This window comes from Kitasatospora humi, assembly GCF_020907985.1.
Classification (GTDB): domain Bacteria; phylum Actinomycetota; class Actinomycetes; order Streptomycetales; family Streptomycetaceae; genus Kitasatospora; species Kitasatospora humi.
Genome location: NZ_JAJJPA010000032.1, coordinates 1 through 19,443 on the forward strand (window position 1 = coordinate 1; position 19,443 = coordinate 19,443).

At 73.0% G+C, this 19,443-nt stretch carries 14 protein-coding genes; 2 read left to right on the plus strand and 12 right to left on the minus strand.

All coding sequences use genetic code 11. The features are described from left to right. Positions 1 to 445: 445 nt before the first annotated feature. From LN042_RS25295 to LN042_RS25335, 9 genes are all read right to left on the minus strand, one after another. Entirely contained in the window at positions 446 to 2,287 is a 1,842-nt protein-coding gene (locus LN042_RS25295; RefSeq protein ID WP_230053647.1) for a GMC oxidoreductase, read from the minus strand. After that, positions 2,284 to 3,903: a succinic semialdehyde dehydrogenase gene (locus LN042_RS25300; RefSeq protein WP_230053648.1), complete on the minus strand. Its 1,620-nt coding sequence runs from the start codon at positions 3,901 to 3,903 to the stop codon at positions 2,284 to 2,286. The genes LN042_RS25295 and LN042_RS25300 overlap by 4 nt, the downstream gene beginning before the upstream one ends. A 61-nt stretch (positions 3,904 to 3,964) precedes the next feature. After that, positions 3,965 to 5,797: a serine/threonine-protein kinase gene (locus tag LN042_RS25305; protein ID WP_230053649.1), complete on the minus strand. Its 1,833-nt coding sequence runs from the start codon at positions 5,795 to 5,797 to the stop codon at positions 3,965 to 3,967. 195 nt (positions 5,798 to 5,992) lie between these two features. Beyond that, a complete protein-coding gene (locus tag LN042_RS25310) occupies positions 5,993 to 7,132 on the minus strand; it encodes a protein kinase domain-containing protein (RefSeq protein WP_230053651.1) in 1,140 nt (379 codons plus the stop codon). A 22-nt stretch (positions 7,133 to 7,154) separates the two neighbouring features. After that, on the minus strand, positions 7,155 to 9,224 hold the full coding sequence (locus tag LN042_RS25315; protein WP_230053652.1) for a serine/threonine-protein kinase: 2,070 nt from the start codon (positions 9,222 to 9,224) through the stop codon (positions 7,155 to 7,157). A 194-nt stretch (positions 9,225 to 9,418) separates the two neighbouring features. Continuing rightward, positions 9,419 to 10,549, minus strand: coding sequence for a GuaB3 family IMP dehydrogenase-related protein (locus tag LN042_RS25320; protein WP_230053654.1), 1,131 nt, complete (start codon positions 10,547 to 10,549; stop codon positions 9,419 to 9,421). A 106-nt stretch (positions 10,550 to 10,655) separates the two neighbouring features. Continuing rightward, the gene (gene guaB / locus LN042_RS25325; protein WP_230053655.1) at positions 10,656 to 12,158 is read right to left on the minus strand and encodes an IMP dehydrogenase; all 1,503 of its coding nucleotides are present in this window, start codon (positions 12,156 to 12,158) and stop codon (positions 10,656 to 10,658) included. A 231-nt stretch (positions 12,159 to 12,389) separates the two neighbouring features. Then, positions 12,390 to 13,061: an RNA polymerase sigma factor ShbA gene (shbA, locus tag LN042_RS25330; protein ID WP_230053656.1), complete on the minus strand. Its 672-nt coding sequence runs from the start codon at positions 13,059 to 13,061 to the stop codon at positions 12,390 to 12,392. Between the two features lie 246 nt (positions 13,062 to 13,307). Continuing rightward, positions 13,308 to 13,919, minus strand: coding sequence for a response regulator transcription factor (locus LN042_RS25335; protein ID WP_014136228.1), 612 nt, complete (start codon positions 13,917 to 13,919; stop codon positions 13,308 to 13,310). Between the two features lie 422 nt (positions 13,920 to 14,341). Here LN042_RS25335 and LN042_RS25340 point away from each other — a divergent pair, with 422 nt between their 5' ends. Then, positions 14,342 to 14,656, plus strand: coding sequence for a WhiB family transcriptional regulator (locus LN042_RS25340; RefSeq protein ID WP_230053657.1), 315 nt, complete (start codon positions 14,342 to 14,344; stop codon positions 14,654 to 14,656). Between the two features lie 62 nt (positions 14,657 to 14,718). Here the strand turns inward: LN042_RS25340 and LN042_RS25345 are convergent, their stop codons facing one another. The 3 genes from LN042_RS25345 to groES all read right to left on the minus strand — a co-directional run bounded on the left by LN042_RS25345 (position 14,719) and on the right by groES (position 18,018). Beyond that, complete coding sequence (locus LN042_RS25345) at positions 14,719 to 15,717, minus strand: LysR family transcriptional regulator (RefSeq protein ID WP_230053658.1); 999 nt, start codon at positions 15,715 to 15,717, stop codon at positions 14,719 to 14,721. 231 nt (positions 15,718 to 15,948) lie between these two features. After that, positions 15,949 to 17,580: a chaperonin GroEL gene (gene groL, locus LN042_RS25350; RefSeq protein WP_230053659.1), complete on the minus strand. Its 1,632-nt coding sequence runs from the start codon at positions 17,578 to 17,580 to the stop codon at positions 15,949 to 15,951. A gap of 132 nt (positions 17,581 to 17,712) precedes the next feature. Then, a complete protein-coding gene (groES, locus tag LN042_RS25355; protein WP_230053660.1) occupies positions 17,713 to 18,018 on the minus strand; it encodes a co-chaperone GroES in 306 nt (101 codons plus the stop codon). Between the two features lie 229 nt (positions 18,019 to 18,247). On the opposite strand from groES, the gene LN042_RS25360 reads away from it, so the two are divergent. Then, on the plus strand, positions 18,248 to 19,423 hold the full coding sequence (locus LN042_RS25360) for a class I SAM-dependent methyltransferase (RefSeq protein WP_230053663.1): 1,176 nt from the start codon (positions 18,248 to 18,250) through the stop codon (positions 19,421 to 19,423). Positions 19,424 to 19,443: the final 20 nt, after the last annotated feature.

A 19,443-nucleotide genomic window follows, 5' to 3' on the forward strand; every position in this document is an offset into this window, starting at 1 on the left:
TACTTTGGGTTACCGATGAGTAGAGAAACGGCCGGGCGCTGACAACCTGTCAACAAGTGCCGTGGCAGAAAACGAACTGTGCCGAAGTACGCCGAACCGGTTGCAGAGCACGGCCTGTGTCCACCACGATGCAGGGAGACGAGGTTCTCCGGTGACCAGGACCGGCCGGTGACCCCGATGACTTGCTGCCCCTGCCCACCGGTGGTGACAGTGGGTGTTTGCTGACGTTCCGTGATGATGTCACTCGGCGCAACCGCCGCCCGGCCACCTCCGGGCGCCGCCGGTCCGGCGGGCGGAGCGGGCGCAGCAGTGGAACCAACCGAATAGCGGCGGTGCTCCTCCCCCGGTGCCGCCCAGCCGGCACCGGCGCTGCCCTGACGCCGCGTGCTGAGCGACAAAGGGCCCCGTTCCCCCGCGGGGCCCTTTGCCTTGCCCGGTCGCTCCGCTACTCGGACCCCGCCCCCTCGTCGGACGCCGCCCCCTCGGACGCCGCCCCCTCGGACGCCGCCTTCCTGGGCACCGACGGCACCGGCAGCAGCAGCTCACCGAAGGCACCGGCCGGCACCGCGGGCCGCACCGGGGCGACCGCCGCGACCCGGCGGTACGCCTCGCCCTGGGCCGGGCGGGGGTCCGCCTCGCCCTTGTTCGGCCACATCGACATGGCCCGCTCGGCCTGCGCGGTGATCGTCAGCGACGGGTTGACGCCGAGGTTGGCGGAGATCGCCGACCCGTCCACCACGCTGATCCCGGGGTGGCCGTAGAGCCGGTGGTACGGGTCGACCACGCCGTGCTCGGGGCCGTCGGCGATCGGGCAGCCGCCGATGAAGTGCGCGGTCATCGGAATGTCGAAGAGCTCGCCGACGGTGCTGCCGGCGAAGCCGTTGATCTCGGCGGCGAGCGCCTTCGCGCCCTCCTCGGCGGCCGGGAGCCAGGTCGGGTTGGGCTCGCCGTGCCCCTGGCTGGACGTCAGCTTGCCCTTGCCCAGTCCCTTCCGCTTGAGCGAGACGGTGATCGAGTTGTCCACCGACTGCATCACCAGGCCGATGATCGTCCGTTCCGACCACTTGTAGTTGCTCAGCGAACGGGCGAACAGTCCCGGGTGCTTGACCGCCTCGGCGCCCGCCCGCAGCCAGCGCGGGCCCTTGCCGCCGCCGGGCACCTGGAGGATGGAGAGGAACCCCATGGCGTTGGAGCCCTTGCCGTAGCGCACCGGCTCGATGTGGGTGTTCTCGTCCGGGTGGATCGACGAGGTGATCGCCACGCCCTTGGTGAAGTCCACCGGTCCGCCGTAGCGCCGCGAGGTGGTCTGGGCACCCACCAGCGCCTCGGAGTTGGTGCGGGTCAGCTCGCCGAGCTTGTCCGAGATCCGCGGCAGCCGGCCCTGCTCGCGCATCCGGTGCAGCAGGGTCTGGGTGCCGTAGGTGCCGGCCGCGACCACCACCTTGGCGGCGGTCAGGGTGCGGGCGCCGGCCTTGCGGGCCGCCGCCGAGCGGGCGTTGGTGCGGCGCACGTCGACGGCGAAGCCCGCGGTCCCGTCGGCTCCGGCGATCTCGCGGATCCGGGCCACCGTGGTCAGCGGGTGGATCTCGGCGCCGTTGGCCTCGGCCAGGTGGAGGTAGTTCTCGGTGAGCGTGTTCTTGGCGCCGTGCCGGCAGCCCGTCATGCACTCCCCGCACTCCGTGCAGGCCTTGCGACGCGGGCCCGCACCGCCGAAGTACGGGTCCTCGACCTCCGTGCCGGGCGCGGCCTTGGCGCTGCCGTCGGCGTCCTGCCCGTCGCCGAAGAAGACGCCCACCGGGGCCAGGTGGAAGCTGTCGGCGACGCCCATCCGCTCGGCGGCGCCCTTCAGGTGCACGTCCGAGGGGGTGAGCGTGGGGTTGGTCCGCACACCGAGCATCCGCTGCGCCTGGTCGTAGAACGGCGCGAGCTCCGCCTCCCAGTCGGTGATGTGCTGCCACTGCCGGTCCTCGAAGAAGGCCTTCGGCGGCACGTACAGGGTGTTGGCGTAGTTGAGCGAGCCGCCGCCCACGCCGGCCCCGCCGAGCACCAGCACGTTGGCCAGCAGGTGGATCCGCTGGATGCCGTAGAGCCCGAGGGCCGGCGCCCACAGGTAGTTCTTCACGTCCCAGGAGGTGGTGGGCAGTTCGTCGCGGCGGAACCTGCGGCCGGCTTCCAGGACCGCCACCCGGTAGCCCTTCTCGGTCAGCCGCAGCGCCGACACCGAGCCGCCGAAACCCGAACCGACCACGATCACGTCGTAGTCGAACGCCTTGCTGTCGTCGGTCACTTGAATCCCAGCGCTTTCAGGGCCCGCAGGCTCCGGGTGAACAGGGCCGCGAACTTCTCGTCGTCCAACCCGAAGGCCGGCGCCAGCGGCATCACCCGCTGGCTGGCGATGGTCTGCGCCTCGGTGTAGCGCAGGATGCCCTCGGCGCCGTGCCGGCGGCCCAGGCCGGATTCGCCCATCCCGCCCATCGGCGAGGCGACCGAGCCGTAGGCCGCGGCATAGGCCTCGTTGACGTTGACCGTGCCGGTGCGCAGCCGGGCCGCGACCGCCCGGCCGCGCCGCAGGTCCCTGGTCCAGACGCTGGAGTTCAGGCCGTACGGGGTGGCGTTGGCCGTCGTGACCGCCTCGTCCTCGGTGTCGAAGCGGTACACCGAGACCACCGGGCCGAAGGTCTCCTCGGCGCAGACCGCCATCTGGTCGGTCACCCCGTCCAGGATGGTCGGCTCGAAGAAGAGCGGGCCGATGTCCGGCCGGGCCCGGCCACCGGCCAGCACCGTGGCACCGGCCTTGACCGCCTCCTCGACGTGCCGGGTCACGGTGTCCAGCTGCCGCTGGGAGACCAGCGAGCCCATGTCGGCGCCGTAGGCCAGGCCGCCGCCGAGGCGCAGCGCCCGCGTCCGGGCCGCGAACCGCTCCAGGAAGGCGTCGGCGACCGAGCGGTGCACCAGCAGCCGCTCGATCGAGATGCACAGCTGACCGGCGGAGGAGAAGCAGGCCCGCACCGCGCCCTCGGCGGCCTTGTCCAGGTCGGCGTCGGCCAGCACCAGCATGGCGTTCTTGCCGCCGAGCTCCAGCGAGGCGCCGACCAGCCGGGCGGCGGCCCGCTGCGCCACCTCCCGGCCGGTGCGGGTGGATCCGGTGAACGAGACGTAGTCGGCGCGCTCCACCACGGCCGGGCCGATCACCGGGCCCTCGCCCACCACGATCTGCCACAGCTCGGCCGGCAGCCCGGCCTCCACCAGCAGTTCCCGGGCCCAGAGCGCGGTCAGCGCGGTCTGGGTGTCGGGCTTGGTGACCACCGCGTTGCCCGCCACCAGGGCTGGCAGCGCGTCACTGACGGAAAGCTCCAGCGGGTAGTTCCACGGGGAGATCTGACCGACCACGCCCTTCGGCCGGCGGCCCTCCACGGTGTGGGTGAGCACCGGGACGGCGCCGCCGCGGCGGCGGTCCTTCAGGTACCCGGCGGCGGCGCGACCGTAGTGGCGGGCCGCCATCGCGGCGGCCAGCACCTCTTCGAAGGCGTGCAGCCTGGCCTTGCCGGTCTCCGCCTGGACCAGGTCGAGCACCTCGTCCTGCCGCTTGAGCAACAGGTCGTGGAAGCGCAGCAGCACGGCGGCACGCGCCCGCACCGGCCGCGCGGCCCAAGCCTGCTGGGCACCGCGGGCCAGCCGGTAGGCGGTCTCGACATCGGCCACCGTGGACTGGGGCAGCTCGGCCAGCGGTTCACCGGTGAGCGGCGCCACGGTCCACTCCCGCGCGGCGTCACCGGCGGCGGTGATGCCCCGGGCCAGGCGGGTGACCAGGGACTGGGGAACCGCCGAGGCAACCGTTCGACCGGCGCCCGGGGCCACGGGATTGCGGCCGGCGCCGCTGTTTTCTGCCGTGATGTCCGTCATGTGCGCAGCCTAGGCCTTCGCCCGCGTGTTGTGTACCCGTCGGTAACACCTGCTTGGGGTTTCAGCTCGGCGCCACCACGGCGAAGTAGGTGAGGAGCGTCATGAACCGCCGCTCGGTGAGCGTTGTCTCGTCGGACGAGGTGCTCGGACCGGAGACCAGCAACGCGTAGGCGGTGCCGTCCGAGTTCATGAACTCCTCCTCGAACGCCTTGCGCGGGCCCTTGTTCGGGTCCTTGAGGTTGGTGAAGGTGAAGACCCAGCGGGCCGCGTCGTGCCCGTTCATGGTGGCCTGCGCCAGGCTCTCCACCTTGTAGTCCTTGATGGTGGGGTTCTGGCTCAGTTCCGTGGAGAGCTCGGTCAGGTGTTGCAGCGGGGTCTCCGCCTGGCCCACGTTCTTCGCCACCTGGATCAGGTGCCGCTGGCCGTCGGCGCTGTAGTAGCCGTTGTTGGTGTCGTTGGTGGTGCGCCGCCAGGTCCCGCCGTCCACCGGCAGCGGGAAGCGCATGCCGAGCTCGTCCGTCTGCCAGCGGTAGCCGACGGGCGCCGGGCCGGGCGCCGCGTCGGTGCCGGGCACGACGGGACCCACCGACGGGGTGCCCAGGGTGGCGGAGCTCGGCCCGCCGGTGCCGGACGCGGCGGGGGACGTCGGGTCGGCCACCGGGGTGCCGTGGTGCGGGCCGTACATCTGCACCGCGACGGCCGTGCCGCCGGCCAGCACGGCGACGGCCAGGCCGGCCAGCACCGGGCGCAGGGCACGCCGTCGGCGGCGCGGCCGGACGGGGGCGGGCGCCGGGGGGACGGGCGGCACCGGGCCGGGTGCTGCGGGGCCGGCGGCCGGCACCGGGCCGGGCGTCACGGGAGCCGCCGCCACGACCTGGGCGGGTACCACCGGCGTGGTGGGCGCCGTCCCGGTGGGGGTGGCGGGCGCCTGCGGCTCGGGCTCGTCCGCCTCGGCCGCCGGCCGCCGGTCCACCACCGGGACCGCCTGGGTGGGCACCCGCTGCGGCTGCACCGGGAGGCCGATGCCGATGGTCTGACCATCGGTCACCGCGCGTAGCATGAGCATCGCTTCGTCCGCGGTCGGCCGGTCCTCCGGCGCCTTGGCCATCAGCGCGGCCAGCACCGGACCCAGCGCACCCGCCTTGATCGGCGCGGGCAACGGCTCGTCCACCACCGCGGCCAGGGTGGAGAGCGGATTGTCGCGGCGGAACGGCGAGCGGCCCTCGACCGCCGCGTACAGCATGGCACCCAGGCCCCACAGGTCGGACGCCGGACCGAACCGCTCGCCCCTGGCCCGCTCGGGCGCCAGGTAGTCCGGCGATCCGACCAGGTCGCCGGGGCGGGTCAGCTCCGAGGAGCCTTCGAACTTGGCGATGCCGAAGTCCAGCAGCACCACCCGCCCGGTGCCGTGCTCCAGCAGCACGTTGGCAGGCTTAACGTCCCGGTGGAGCACGCCCAGCTGGTGGCCCCGGTGCAGCGCGGCCAGCACCTGGGCGCCGACCTCGGCGGCGGCGCGCGGCGACAGCGGGCCGTCCTGGGACACCACGTCGGCCAGCGAGCGGCCGTCGATCAGCTCCATCACGATCCACGGCCGGCCGTCCTGCTCCAGCACGTCGTGGATGGTGATCACGCCGGCGTGCTTGATCCGCGCCGCCGCCCTGGCCTCCTGCTTCATCCGGGAGTGCAGGATCGCCAGGTCCTCCTCCGGCAGGTGATCGACGGTCAGCTCCTTGACCGCCACCTCGCGGTCCAGCATCAGGTCCCGGGCCCGCCACACGGTCCCCATGCCGCCGCGGCCCAACCGCTCACCCAACTCGTAGCGCCCGGCCAGCATCCGGCGCTCCGGGCCGCTGCCCGCCCCGGTGGCGGCCACGCCCTGCTCCTGTCCGCCCATGGCGACCGTTCCCCCTCTTCGGTGCACCACGAATCTGATCACCGTTCGGACTGTGTTTGAGACCCCAAGCCTAGGCCGCTCCACGCGCGACACGGATTCCGACCCGGCCACGTGATCTGGTCGTGACGTGCCTTCACGTTCCCCGCCTCTCAGGGCGACCAAGTCGGCACCGGTGGTCGTCCCGGCGGCCGCTGCTCACCCCGAGAACAGCACCACCGCGGTCAACGCGAGCACCATCGTCACCAGCACGCCGCCCACCAGCAGCAGCGGCAGCAGCCAGGACGGCCGACCCGCACCGCGGGCGTGCCGTGCGTGCTCCGCCGCCCCGGGGGCCGGTCCGGCCGCGCGCGCCGCCACCGGCCGCCGGGCCCGCCGCACCGGCAGCCGGCGCGGACGCAGCACCGGCAGCGCCTCCGCCCGCGGAGCCGCCCGGTAGGGCTCCGGTGCGTCGGCCAGCAGCTCGGCGAGCCACTCCCGCGCCTCGTCCACCGTCGGACGCGACCGCGGATCGGCGGCCAGCAGCCGGTCGACCAGCGGCCGCAGCGGCCCGCACCCGGCGCTGTCCACCCGGCGGTCCGAGCGGACCGCCGCGAACAGCGCCGTGGGGCTCTGCTCGTCGAACGGGCCCCGCCCGGTCAGCACCCGGTGCAGCAGCACGCCCAGCGCCCAGCTGTCGGCCGCCGGGGAGACCGCCGCCAGATCGACCAGCAGCTCCGGCGGCCAGTGCTCGGCCCGGCTGCCGACCAGCCCCGCCCGGGCCTGGCCCCAGCGCCGCAGGTCGCCCCCGCCGAGCTCCCGGGCCAGCGCCTCCTGCGCCGCGCCCACCGCCAGCCCGCCGAGCAACGCGGCGCCGTCCTCGCAGACCAGCACCTGTTCGGCCGCCACGTTGCCGTGCACCCGCCCGGCCCGGTGCACCGCGCCCAGCGCCGCCACCAGATCCGCGGCCACCTCGGCGACCCGGTGCGGGGACAGCGGTGCGGCCGCCAGCAGCTCGGGCAGCCTGGTCGCGGTCGGGTCCTCGACGGCGAGCCAGACCACGCCGTCCTCGGCCACCGCGTCGAACGACTGGCGCAGCCTCGGATGGTCGGGCACCGCTGCCAGCACCGCCGCGACCTCGGCCAGCACCGGCGCCGGGTCCAGCCAGCGGCTGCCGGCGAAGTCGGTGCTGCCGGTCAGCTCGGGCACCAGCAGCTCGGGCAGTTCGACCGCCTCCAGCAGCACCCGCACACCGGTCCGCCCGTCCACGGCGATCCGGTCCAGCCCCGGCCCGGCGTCCGCCGGACGGTCCGTCACCTGGTACCTGCCGGCCACCGTCTGGCCGGGGCCAGCTCGCATGGCCGTTCCCCTCTCGCCGTACTCAGTTCGCCGGCTGGAAGCTGTCGAAGGCGGTCTGCCGGGCCGCGGTGAAGTCGGCCGAGTTCCAGTCGGCATCGCTGGAGGTCCAGTACAGCGCGTACCCGTACTTGCCGTCGTCCACCACGAAGCCCCGGTTCAGCGAGTGCATCCGACCGGAGGAGCCGCTGTAAGTCCACTCCCAGTCGGCCGCGTTGGTCCACTGACGGTAGGTCACCGCGGCAACCTGGATCTTCTGGTAGTCGGGGAAGTTCTGCGGGCCGTTCGCATCGGAGCTCTGCCAGTCGCCGAGCGCGCTGCTGTTGGCCGGCGACTGCCAGTCCACCAGCAGGGACAAGCCGTGACCGCCGAACTTCCGAGTGGTGGCTCGGTAGCCCACGCCCTGGTCGGTCATCCACTGCGGCAGCACGATCTTGAAGCCGGAGGGGTCGGTGTAGAGCTGGTACCCCGCCGGAACACCCGAGCCGGACGGGGGCTGGCCGCCGCCCGGGGTCGGGTTGGCCGGCGGCGCGGGGTTGGGTGCCGCGCTGCTCGGTGCCGCGCTGCCCGGCGTGGCGGAGCCGGGGGCGGCGCTGCTCGGGGCCGCGCTGCTCGGCGGGGCGGAAGCGGGCGCCGGGCTGCTCGCGGCGGGGCTGCTCGGGGCCGACTTGCCGGGCGCCGACGAGGTCACCGTGGCACCCGCCACCGCGCCCGCGCCGGTCGGGTGGCTCGCGCCCGTCTTGCCGCTGCCGCCTCCGTCCGAGGACTGCGCCGCGGCCAGCCACACTCCGCCGGCCACCAGCAGGACCAGCACCAGGGCGGCGACGAGCAGTTGACGCCGCTTCGACCAGCGGGCGGCGGCGCCCAGGGTGGCGCTGCGGGTCCAGCCGCCGTTCCCGGCGCTCCCGGCGTCCCCGGCGGGCGGCTGCGCGGCGGCCGGGGCGGCTGCGGCGGCCGGCTCGGCTGCCGCCGGTTCCGCCGCGCGGGCCGCGCTGCCCACCCGCACGCTGCTCAGCCCGAGCCCGCTCGGCTTGGCCGTGCCCCTGTCCCTGCTCTTGTCCTTGCTCTTGTCCTTGCCGGCCTTGGCCTTCTCCTTGGCCTTGTCGTCGGCCTTGTCGTTGGACTTGTCCTTGGCCACCGGGATCGCAGAGTCGGCCGAGCCGACTTCCGGCGTGGCAGAGGCCGCGGAGACCTCAGCCGCCTCGGAGGCCTCGTCGACGGCCGGCATCAGCTCGGTCTTGGTGGTCGCCTCCGCCCGCGCCGTCGACTCCGCCACGATCCGCTTGAGCATCGAACGGGTGGTCGAGGCGTCCAGCCGCTTGGCCGGATCCTTGTCCAGCAGGCCCTCGATCACCGGCCGCAGCGGCCCGGCGTTGGCCGGCGGCGGCAGCTCCTCGGTCATCACGGCGGTCAGGGTGGCCAGCGCCGAGCCCTTGTCGTAGGGCGGCTTGCCCTCCAGCGCGGCGTACAGCGTGCCGCCCAGCGACCAGAGGTCGGCCGGCGGTCCGGGCTTCTGGCCGCGGGCCCGCTCCGGGGAGATGTAGGAGGGCGCGCCGACCAGCATCCCGGTGGAGGTGACCGAGCTGTCGCCCTCCACGCTGGCGATGCCGAAGTCGGTCAGCACCACTCGGCCGTCCTCGCCGATCAGCACGTTGGACGGCTTGACGTCGCGGTGCAGGATGCCCTGGCTGTGCGCGGCGCCCAGCACCCCGAGCAGCTCCAGGCCGATCTCGGCGGCCCGCAGCGGGGTGACCGGACCGTCCTCCTTGACCACCTCGGCCAGCGACCGTCCGTCCACCAACTCCATGACGATCCACGGGCGGTCGTCCTCCTCGACCACGTCGAAGACGGTCACGGCCGCGGTGTGCCGGATCCGGGCGGTGGCCTTGGCCTCGCGCAGCGTGCGGACGATCAGCCGGTGGCGTTCGTCGTCGTCGACGCCGCCGTGCATCCGCAGTTCCTTCACCGCCACGATGCGGCCGAGCATCTCGTCCTCGGCCTTCCAGACGGTTCCCATGCCGCCACTGCCGAGCACCGAGTCGAGCCGGTAGCGGTCGGCCAGGACGCGGCCGGAAGTGCCCTGCGACTGGGTCATCTCGGGCGTTCCCCCATGTGCTGCTGCCGGTCGGGTGATGGACCGTCGGATCGGTGCGCCGGGCAACCGAGACGGTCGAGCCCCCATCATCCCCTGTGTCGTGCACTTCTGTTCACTCGACCCCGCAAAAAAGGCGAGCGGGGCACCGTCCTCCGGACGGCACCCCGCTCTGACGGTGCGTCAGCGCACGGCGTTCAGCGGTGGCTGACCGTCACCTCGACCCGCTGGAACTCCTTGAGCTCCGAGTAACCGGTGGTGGCCATCGCCCGGCGGAGCGCGCCGAACAGGTTCATGGTGCCGTCCGGGGTGTGCGACGGACCGGTGAGGATCTCCTCGGTGGTGCCGACGGTACCCAGGTTGACCCGCTTGCCGCGCGGCAGTTCCTCGTGCACCGCCTCCATGCCCCAGTGGAAGCCCTTGCCCGGCGCGTCGGTGGCGCGGGCCAGCGCGGCACCGATCATCACCGCGTCGGCGCCGCAGGCCACCGCCTTGGCGATGTCGCCGCTGTACCCGACACCGCCGTCGGCGATCACGTGCACGTAGCGGCCGCCGGACTCGTCCATGTAGTCGCGGCGGGCGGCGGCCACGTCGGCCACGGCGGTGGCCATCGGCACCTGGATGCCCAGCACGTTGCGGGTGGTGTGGGCGGCACCGCCACCGAAGCCGACCAGCACGCCGGCCGCGCCGGTGCGCATCAGGTGCAGCGCCGCGGTGTAGGTGGCGCAACCGCCGACGATCACCGGGACGTCCAGCTCGTAGATGAACTGCTTGAGGTTGAGCGGCTCGGCGGCGCCGGAGACGTGCTCGGCGGAGACCGTGGTGCCGCGGATCACGAAGACGTCCACCCCGGCGTCGACCACGGCCTTGGAGAACTCGGCGGTGCGCTGCGGGGAGAGCGCGGCGGCGGTCACCACGCCGGACTCGCGCACCTCGCGGATCCGCTTGCCGATCAGCTCGGCCTGGATCGGCGCGGCGTAGATCTCCTGCAGGCGGCGGGTCGCGGTGACCTCGTCCGCCCCCGACTCGTAACGCAGTGCGGCGATCTCGTCGAGCAGCGGCTGCGGGTCCTCGTAGCGGGTCCACAGACCCTCCAGGTTGAGCACCCCGAGGCCGCCGAGGTTGCCGATGGCGATGGCCTGCGCGGGCGACACCACGCTGTCCATGGGGGCCGCCAGGAACGGCAGCTCGAAGCGGTAGGCGTCGATCTGCCAGGCGATCGAGACCTCCTTCGGGTCCCGGGTGCGGCGGCTGGGGACGACGGCGATGTCGTCGAAGGAGTACGCCCGGCGGCCGCGCTTGCCTCGCCCGATTTCGATCTCAGTCACTTCGAGCCTCTCTGCTTGCTGCTCACGAACGTCCTCCAGTATCCCCCGGAAGCAGGCGAAGGCCCGCCACCGGGGCGGTGGCGGGCCTTCGCTCGGTCGGGGCGTCTCAGCGGCTGGCGTAGTTCGGCGCCTCGACGGTCATCTGGATGTCGTGCGGGTGGCTCTCCTTGAGCCCGGCCGCGGTGATCCGCACGAACCGGCCCTTGGACTCCATCTCCGCGACGCTCTCCGCGCCCACGTAGCCCATGGTCTGGCGCAGGCCGCCGACCAGCTGGAACAGCACGGCGGCCAGCGGGCCGCGGTAGGGCACCTGGCCCTCGATGCCCTCGGCGATCAGCTTCTCGTTGGAGCTCACGTCGGACTGGAAGTAGCGGTCCTTGGAGAAGGACTTCGCCTGGCCGCGGGTCTGCATGGCACCCAGCGAGCCCATGCCGCGGTACGACTTGTACTGCTTGCCGTTGATGAACAGCAGCTCACCCGGCGACTCCTCGCAGCCGGCCAGCAGCGAGCCGAGCATCACGGTGTCGGCGCCGGCGGCCAGCGCCTTGCCGATGTCACCGGAGTACTGCAGGCCGCCGTCGCCGATCACCGGCACCCCGGCCGCCCGGCAGGCCAGCGCGGCCTCGTAGATCGCGGTGATCTGCGGCACGCCGATGCCGGCGACCACGCGGGTGGTGCAGATCGAGCCGGGGCCGACGCCGACCTTCACGCCGTCCACACCCGCGTCGATCAGCGCCTGGGCGCCGTCCCGGGTGGCCACGTTGCCACCGACCACGTCGACCGGAACGGCCGACTTGATCTTGGCGATCCACTCCAGCGCGTTGTGGCTGTGGCCGTGCGAGGTGTCCACCACGAGGAAGTCCACGCCCGCCTCGACCAGGGCCTGGGCCCGGTCGAAGGCCTCGGGGCTGGCGCCGACCGCGGCGCCGACCAGCAGCCGGCCCTCGGCGTCCTTGGCGGCGTTCGGGTACTTCTCGGCCTTGACGAAGTCCTTGACGGTGATCAGGCCCTTGATCCGGCCCTGGTCGTCCACCAGCGGGAGCTTCTCGATCTTGTGACGGCGCAGCAGCGCCACCGCGTCCTCGCCGGAGATGCCGACCTTGCCGGTGATCAGCGGCATCGGGGTCATGATCTCGCGGACCTGGCGGTTGCGGTCGGTCTCGAAGGCCATGTCGCGGTTGGTCACGATGCCCAGCAGCTTGCCCGCCGGGTCGGCGACCGGCACGCCGCTGATCCGGAACTTGGCGCAGAGCGCGTCGGCCTCGGCCAGCGTGGCCTCGGGGCCGATGGTGATCGGGTCGGTGACCATGCCCGACTCGGAGCGCTTCACCAGGTCGACCTGGTTGGCCTGGTCCTCGATGGACAGGTTGCGGTGCAGCACGCCGACGCCGCCCTGGCGGGCCATCGCGATGGCCATCCGGGACTCGGTGACCTTGTCCATGGCGGCGGACAGCAGCGGGATGTTGATCCGGACGTTGCGCGAGACCCGGGAAGAGGTGTCCACCTGGTTCGGCAGCACATGCGACTCACCAGGCAGCAGCAGGACGTCGTCGAACGTGAGTCCGAGCATGGCGAACTTCTCGGGTACGCCTGCGGCGTTAAGAGACATGGTGGGGGGTACCTTCCCGTGGCCGGCCGTGTCGATCGCTGCACGCCCGTATGAGGGTCGCCGGGCGTGGTCACCGGCACAGGCCAGGTCTTTGGACGAACGTACGAGGTGACGCGACTCGCCCCGGTTGATCTTTGGCGACCTGTCCAGGCGCCGATACCCCATCGTACTGGCTTCGGAAGTTCTCACGTCGCGCCCTCTTGACAAGGGTGAGGGAGCGCACACTCACGGCTACGCCGACTCCTCGGCGAGCGCGCGCAGCCGGCTGAGCGCCCGGTGCTGGGCCACCCGCACGGCCCCCGGCGACATCCCCAGCATCTCGCCGGTCTCCTCGGCGGACAGCCCGGCGGCGATCCGCAGCAGCACCAGCTCGCGCTGACGGGCCGGCAGGTTGGAGAGCAGCTCGCGCATCCACGCGGCGTCACTGCTCAGCAGTGCCCGCTCCTCGGGGCCGAGCGCCTCGTCCGGCACCTCGGGGAGGTCGTCCGGCGGGATCACGGTGGATCCGGGCCCGCGCATCGCGGCCCGCTGCAGGTCGGCGATCTTGTGCGCCGCGATGGAGTAGACGAAGGCCTCGAAGGGGCGCCCCTCGTCCCGGTAGCGGGGCAGCGCGCAGAGCACCGCGACGCACACCTCCTGGGCCACGTCGTCCACGTGGTGCCGGGCGCCGCCGGGCAGCCGGACCAGCCGGCCGCGGCAGTAGCGCAGCACCAGCGGGTGCACGTAGGCCAACAGCGCGTCAGTCGCCGGGCCCTCCCCGCGCACCGCGGCCGCGACCAGCTCGGCGACCAGCGGCGAGGTGCCGGCGGGGACCTCCTGCCGACCGCGCCCGGCGCTCCGGGGGCCCGCCTCGGCCGGTGGCTGCTCGCTCACGCCGCTGTCACCGGGCTCGTCGTCACGCATCGGTCCATGGTGCCTGGTCGTCCTGGGAAACGCCGCACCGCGTCCGGAGTTGTGCACCGGAACGTTATCCGCAGCCGCGTCGTCCGTCGCCGTCACCGACCCACCCCCGCTCCCGCCGCCATTGCGTTCCACCCCTCCATGGTGCAGCCTCCACCGGCATGGGGCCTAGGCCGCGCCCACGGAGAAGCCGACGCGCCCCTTGCTCCGGCCGGCGGAGGAAGGGGCGCGGCCCGGCTCGGCGACCGCTCAGCGGACCAGGCCCCAGCGGAATCCCAGCGCCACCGCGTGCGCCCGGTCGGAGGCGCCCAGCTTCTTGAAGAGGCGCCGGGCGTGGGTCTTGACGGTGTCCTCGGAGAGGAAGAGCTCGCGGCCGATCTCCGCATTGCTCCGCCCGTGGCTCATGCCCTCCAGCACCTGGATCTCACGGGCCGTCAGGGTCGGCGCGGCGCCCATGTCGGGGCTGCGCAGCCGGCGCGGGGCGAGCCGCCAGGTCGGGTCGGCCAGCGCCTGGGTCACGGTGGCCCGCAGCTCCGCCCGGGAGGCGTCCTTGTGCAGGTAGCCGCGGGCACCGGCGGCGACCGCCAGGGCCACCCCGTCCAGGTCCTCGGCGACGGTGAGCATGATGATCCGCGCCCCCGGGTCCGCGGACAGCAGCCGCCGCACCGTCTCCACCCCGCCCAGGCCGGGCATCCGGACATCCATCAGGACGAGGTCGGAACGGTCGGCCACCCAGCGGCGGAGGACCTCCTCACCGTTGGTCGCCGTGGTCACCCGGTCGACGCCCGGCACGGTCGCCACGGCACGGCGCAGCGCCTCCCGGGCAAGCGGTGAATCGTCGCAAACGAGAACGGAAGTCATGACCGTCCTCCGCAGCTGATCCGCGTCACGTTGAGCCTCCTGGCTGGTACGAACACTCTCCGCACGTCCAACGACCGTCACTCGAATGAGTTACGGCCCTCAGGGCCATGTCCACCACTGTACGTGGCCGACCCATTACGGATCGACCGCATCGCGGAGTGGACGCCGCTCTTTTGCGCTCGGCACCGGCGGAGGGCGCACAACCCAGCGCGCCGCCAGGTGCGGCGCCACCCGATTGCCGCAGCCGGGTCGACATTCCTTCTGTCCGCTTCGTCCGTTTTTATGGCTTTTGTACGATCATTGACTGTTGTGCCGGTCTGTGGGTGACTTGTCCCATAGACAGCCGTAAGTCATATTTCCAGGTGTCCAGCCCGGCACCCCGAAGCCTCGCCGTACGCAACCCTCATCGAAGGGAATGAGTCATGGCCGATTTCTCCCGACTCCCCGGTCCCAACGCGGACCTGTGGGACTGGCAGCTCTCCGCCGCCTGCCGCGGCGTGGACAGTTCGCTCTTCTTCCACCCCGAGGGCGAGCGCGGGGCCGCACGCAGTTCGCGGGAGCAGAGCGCCAAGGAAGTGTGCATGCGCTGCCCGGTCCGCACCGAGTGCGCGGCGCACGCGCTGGCGGTCCGTGAGCCGTACGGAGTGTGGGGCGGTCTGACCGAGGACGAGCGCGAGGAACTCCAGGGGCGGGCGCGCAACCGGGCGGTCGAGGTGCCGCTGACCGTCCGTCAGTAGACGGCGGGCCGCCAACGGCGAAACGTTCCTGCAACGGTGGTCCGGGCCCGCCGCCCGCGGGTTCAGCGGTCGGCCGCCGCCCCGGCGAGCCGGTCCAGCATGAGCGAGACCGCCGGCACCTCGGCCAGGTCCGGCAGGGTCAGCGCCACCACCTCGCGGCGGGCCGGGCCGCCCGCCGCCGTGTGCACCGGCACCGCCGCAACGGTGTCCGGCCGCACCGCCGCCAGCGCCAGCCGCGGCAGCACCGCCACCCCGAGCCCGGCCGCCACCAGGCCGACCACCGCCGGGTAGTCGTCGGTGGCGAAGTCGATCCGCGGCTCGAACCCGGCCTGGCCGCAGAGCTCCACCAGCTGGCCGCGGCACTGCGGGCAGCCCGCGATCCACTGCTCCCCGGCCAGCTCCGCCAGCGTCACCGGGCTCCCCCCGTCCCGCTCGGCCAGCGGGTGCCCGGGCGGCAGCAGGCCGACCAGCGGGTCGTCGAGCAACGGGCGCACCACCAGGTCGGACCAGTCCGAGGCGGCCGCCGATTCGGCCGCCGCGAGCACCGCCTGGGCCCGGGCCGCCCGCGAGGCGCCGTGCGCGGGGGTGGCCGGCGCCGCGGCCCCGTCCGGGTAGCGGAACGCCAGCGCGATCTCGCACTCACCGCCGCGCAGCATCGCCAGCGCCTCGGGCGGCTCGGCCTCCACCAGCGACACGCGCACCCCCGGATGGGCGTCCCGCAGCCGGGCGACGGCCGACGGCACCAGGGTGGAGCTGGCGGTCGGGAACGACACCAGCCGCACCCGGCCGGCCCGCAGCCCGGCGATCGCGGCCACTTCCTGCTCGGCGGCGCTCAGCCCGGCCAGGATCCCGGAAGCGTGCTTGAGCAGCACCTCGCCGGCCTCGCTGAGCTGCATGCCGCGGCCGGAGCGCACCACCAGGGGCAGCTCGACGGCCTTCTCCAGGGCCTTCATCTGCTGGCTGACCGCCGGCTGGGTGCAGCCGAGCTCGCGCGCCGCGGCGGAGAACGAGCCGGTGCGCGCCACCGCGCGCAGAACCCTCAGATGGCGTGCCTCGATCATGCGCCCAGGGTAGACGCCCGCGGGCGCGCGGCTGCCACGGGCGGCGTCGGCGGGCGGCTGCCACGGGCGACATCGGCGCGCGGTTGCCACGGGTGGCGTCGGCGGGCGGTTGCCACGGGTGGCGTCGGCGGGCGGCTGCCACGCGTGGCGTCCCCCGGCGGTGGAAAGGCGGATGGCCCGGCCGCCCCGCCGGAGCGGGGTGACCGGGCCATCGGGCCGACTGCTGAGGCGTCAGTGCGAGTGGCCGTGGCCGTGCGAGTGGCCGTGGCCCGCCTCGGCCTCCTCCTCCTTCTTCTCCACCACCAGGGTCTCGGTGGTGAGCAGCAGGGAGGCGATGGAGGCGGCGTTCTCCAGGGCGGAGCGGGTGACCTTGACCGGGTCGATGACGCCGGCCTTCACCAGGTCGCCGTACTCACCGGTGGCGGCGTTGTAGCCCTGGCCCAGCTCCAGCTCGGCGACCTTGGAGGTGATGACGTAGCCCTCCAGGCCGGCGTTCTGGGCGATCCAGCGCAGCGGCTCGGCCAGCGCCTTGCGGACCACGGCGACACCGGTCGCCTCGTCGCCGGCCAGGCCCAGGCTGCCGTCCAGCACCTTCTGGGCGTGGATCAGCGAGGCGCCACCGCCGGCCACGATGCCCTCCTCGACCGCGGCGCGGGTCGCGGAGATGGCGTCCTCCAGGCGGTGCTTGCGCTCCTTGAGCTCCACCTCGGTGGCGGCGCCGACCTTGATGACGCAGACGCCGCCGGCCAGCTTGGCCAGGCGCTCCTGCAGCTTCTCGCGGTCCCAGTCGGAGTCGGTGTTGGCGATCTCCGCCTTGATCTGGGCGACCCGGCCCGCGACCGCCTCGGCGTCGCCGGCACCGTCGACGACGGTGGTGTTGTCCTTGGTGATGGTCACCCGGCGGGCGGTGCCGAGCACGTCCAGGCCGGCCTGGTCGAGCTTGAGGCCGACCTCCTCGGAGATCACGGTGCCGCCGGTCAGGGTGGCCAGGTCGCCGAGGATCGCCTTGCGGCGGTCACCGAAGCCCGGGGCCTTGACGGCGACCGCGTTGAAGGTGCCGCGGATCTTGTTGACCACCAGGGTGGAGAGCGCCTCGCCGTCCACGTCCTCGGCGATGATCAGCAGCGGCTTGGAGGAGCCGGCCTGCAGGATCTTCTCCAGCAGCGGCAGCAGCTCCTGGATCGAGGAGATCTTGCCCTGGTTGATCAGGATGTACGGGTCCTCCAGGACCGCCTCCTGGCGCTCCTGGTCGGTGACGAAGTACGGCGACAGGTAGCCCTTGTCGAACTGCATGCCCTCGGTGAAGTCCAGCTCCACGCCGAAGGTGTTGGACTCCTCGACGGTGATCACACCGTCCTTGCCGACCTTGTCGATCGCCTCGGCGATCAGCTCGCCGACCTGCGGGTCCTGGGCGGACAGGGTGGCGACCGCGGCCACGTCGTCCTTGCCCTCGATCTCGCGGGCCACCGAGAGCAAGTGCTCGGAGACGGCGGCGACGGCCTTGTCGATGCCCTTCTTCAGGGCGGCCGGGCCGGCGCCGGCGGCGACGTTGCGCAGGCCCTCGTTGACCAGCGCCTGGGCCAGCACGGTGGCGGTGGTGGTGCCGTCACCCGCGACGTCGTTGGTCTTGGTGGCGACCTCCTTGACCAGCTGCGCGCCCAGGTTCTCGTACGGGTCGTCCAGCTCGACCTCGCGGGCGATGGTGACACCGTCGTTGGTGATGGTCGGGGCACCGAACTTCTTGTCGATGACCACGTTGCGGCCCTTGGGGCCGATGGTGACCTTGACGGTGTCGGCAAGCTTGTTGACACCGCGCTCCAGCGAGCGGCGGGCGTCCTCGTCGAACTGCAGGATCTTCGCCATGATTCCGTTTCCTCGGGATGTCTGCGTTACGTGACGTGCGTGGAGCCAAACAGCCGCGCCCCGGGCCCCTGTCACTGGCGGACACGGATCCGGGGCGGGGCCGGTCGACGGACCGCTGGTCCGCCGGGACGCTTACTTCTCGATGATGGCGAGAACGTCGCGGGCCGAGAGGACGAGGTACTCGTCGCCCTGGTACTTCACCTCGGTGCCGCCGTACTTCGAGTACAGGACGACGTCGCCGACCTGGACGTCGAGCGGCAGGCGCTGGCCATCCTCGAAGCGGCCCGGGCCGATGGCCAGGACGACGCCCTCCTGGGGCTTCTCCTTGGCGGTGTCCGGGATAACCAGGCCGGAGGCCGTGGTGGTCTCGGCGTCGAGCGGCTGGACCACGATGCGGTCCTCAAGCGGCTTGATGGCAACCTTGCTGCTGGTGGTCACGTCCGAGCTCCCCTTCGGAGATTACGGGGTTGTCTAACAGGTAGAGGGGCGAGGTGCGGGGCTGCCGTCGCGGGGGTCAGACCAGTACCGTCGCGTTAGCACTCCCCCTGGGGAGAGTGCCAGGAACGACCATAGGCCGCGGTTAGCACTCAGTCAACCAGAGTGCCAACGGCGCGTCCGACCGGTTCCCGGGATCCGAGGCCGGGCCGCGGACCGGGAGAATCGTGCCGTGGACACCGACACCTTCACTGCCCTGCTGACCGGCGAAGGCCGCCGACTCCTCGACGAGGTCCGGGGGTTGACGCCGTCCGACGAGCTGGCCGCGGCCACCCGGCTGCGCCGCGCGCACCCGGCCGAGCTGGTGTCGGCGGCGATCGGCCAGGAGCGGCTGCGCCAGCGCGCCCGCGCCAAGTTCGGCGATGACGCCGAGCGGATGTTCTTCACGCCCAACGGAGTCGAACAGGCGACCAGGCGCGAGGTCGCCGACTGGCGGGCCGCCCGGTTCGCCGCCCTCGGCGTGGCCCGGCTGGCCGACCTGTGCGGGGGCATCGGCGGCGACGCGATCGCGCTGGCCCGGGCCGGGATCTCGGTGCTGGCCGTCGACCGGGATCCGCTGACCTGCGCGGTCGCCACCGCCAACGCGGCGGCCCTCGGCCTGGCCGACCGGATCGAGGTGCGCTGCGCCGACGTCACCGGCACCGACACCGCCGGCTTCGACGCGGTCTTCACCGACCCGGCCCGGCGCGGCGCCCGGGGCCGGATCTTCGACCCCGAGGCCTACTCGCCGCCGCTCTCCTGGGCGATCGAGGCCGGCCGCGCCACCCGCTACGGCGCGCTCAAGGTGGCCCCCGGCATCCCGCACGAGGCGGTGCCCGCGGACGCCGAGGCCGAGTGGGTCTCCGACCACGGCGACGTGAAGGAGGCGGTGCTGTGGTTCGGCACCGGCGCCGGCGAGCCGCACCGCGCCACCCTGCTGCCCGGCCGCCACACCCTCACCGGCGGCCGGCTCCCCGACCCCGCCGCCGGCCCGGTCCGCGAGTACCTCTACGAACCGGACGGCGCGGTGATCCGCGCCCACCTGGTCGCCGAGGTGGCCGAACGGCTGGGCGGCGCCACCCTGCTCGACCCGCACATCGCCTACCTGACCTCCGACACCCTCACCCCCACCCCCTGGGCCACCCCCTACCGGATCACCGACGTGCTGCCCTTCAACGTCAAGAGGCTCAAGGCCCTGCTGCGGGAGCGGCGGGTGGGCACGGTGGTGATCAAGAAGCGCGGCTTCGCGGTGGAGCCGGACGAGCTGAGGAAGAAGCTCCGCCCCGAAGGGGTGAACTCCGCGGTGATCGTGCTCACCCGGATCGGGACGGCCCCGATGATGCTGCTGGGGCAGGAAGCCCCGGCGTAATCTGAGAGCAGCCAAGGGAG

What these genes read in the sequence shown, in the direction of transcription:
- LN042_RS25310 (WP_230053651.1), bottom strand. Translation starts at nt 7,132, where the DNA reads ATGCGAGCTGGCCCCGGCCAGACGGTGGCCGGCAGGTACCAGGTGACG.
- groL (WP_230053659.1), bottom strand. Translation starts at nt 17,580, where the DNA reads ATGGCGAAGATCCTGCAGTTCGACGAGGACGCCCGCCGCTCGCTGGAG.
- guaB (WP_230053655.1), bottom strand. Translation starts at nt 12,158, where the DNA reads ATGTCTCTTAACGCCGCAGGCGTACCCGAGAAGTTCGCCATGCTCGGA.
- LN042_RS25340 (WP_230053657.1), top strand. Translation starts at nt 14,342, where the DNA reads ATGGCCGATTTCTCCCGACTCCCCGGTCCCAACGCGGACCTGTGGGAC.
- LN042_RS25315 (WP_230053652.1), bottom strand. Translation starts at nt 9,224, where the DNA reads ATGACCCAGTCGCAGGGCACTTCCGGCCGCGTCCTGGCCGACCGCTAC.
- shbA (WP_230053656.1), bottom strand. Translation starts at nt 13,061, where the DNA reads ATGCGTGACGACGAGCCCGGTGACAGCGGCGTGAGCGAGCAGCCACCG.
- LN042_RS25305 (WP_230053649.1), bottom strand. Translation starts at nt 5,797, where the DNA reads ATGGGCGGACAGGAGCAGGGCGTGGCCGCCACCGGGGCGGGCAGCGGC.
- LN042_RS25345 (WP_230053658.1), bottom strand. Translation starts at nt 15,717, where the DNA reads ATGATCGAGGCACGCCATCTGAGGGTTCTGCGCGCGGTGGCGCGCACC.
- LN042_RS25300 (WP_230053648.1), bottom strand. Translation starts at nt 3,903, where the DNA reads ATGACGGACATCACGGCAGAAAACAGCGGCGCCGGCCGCAATCCCGTG.
- LN042_RS25335 (WP_014136228.1), bottom strand. Translation starts at nt 13,919, where the DNA reads ATGACTTCCGTTCTCGTTTGCGACGATTCACCGCTTGCCCGGGAGGCG.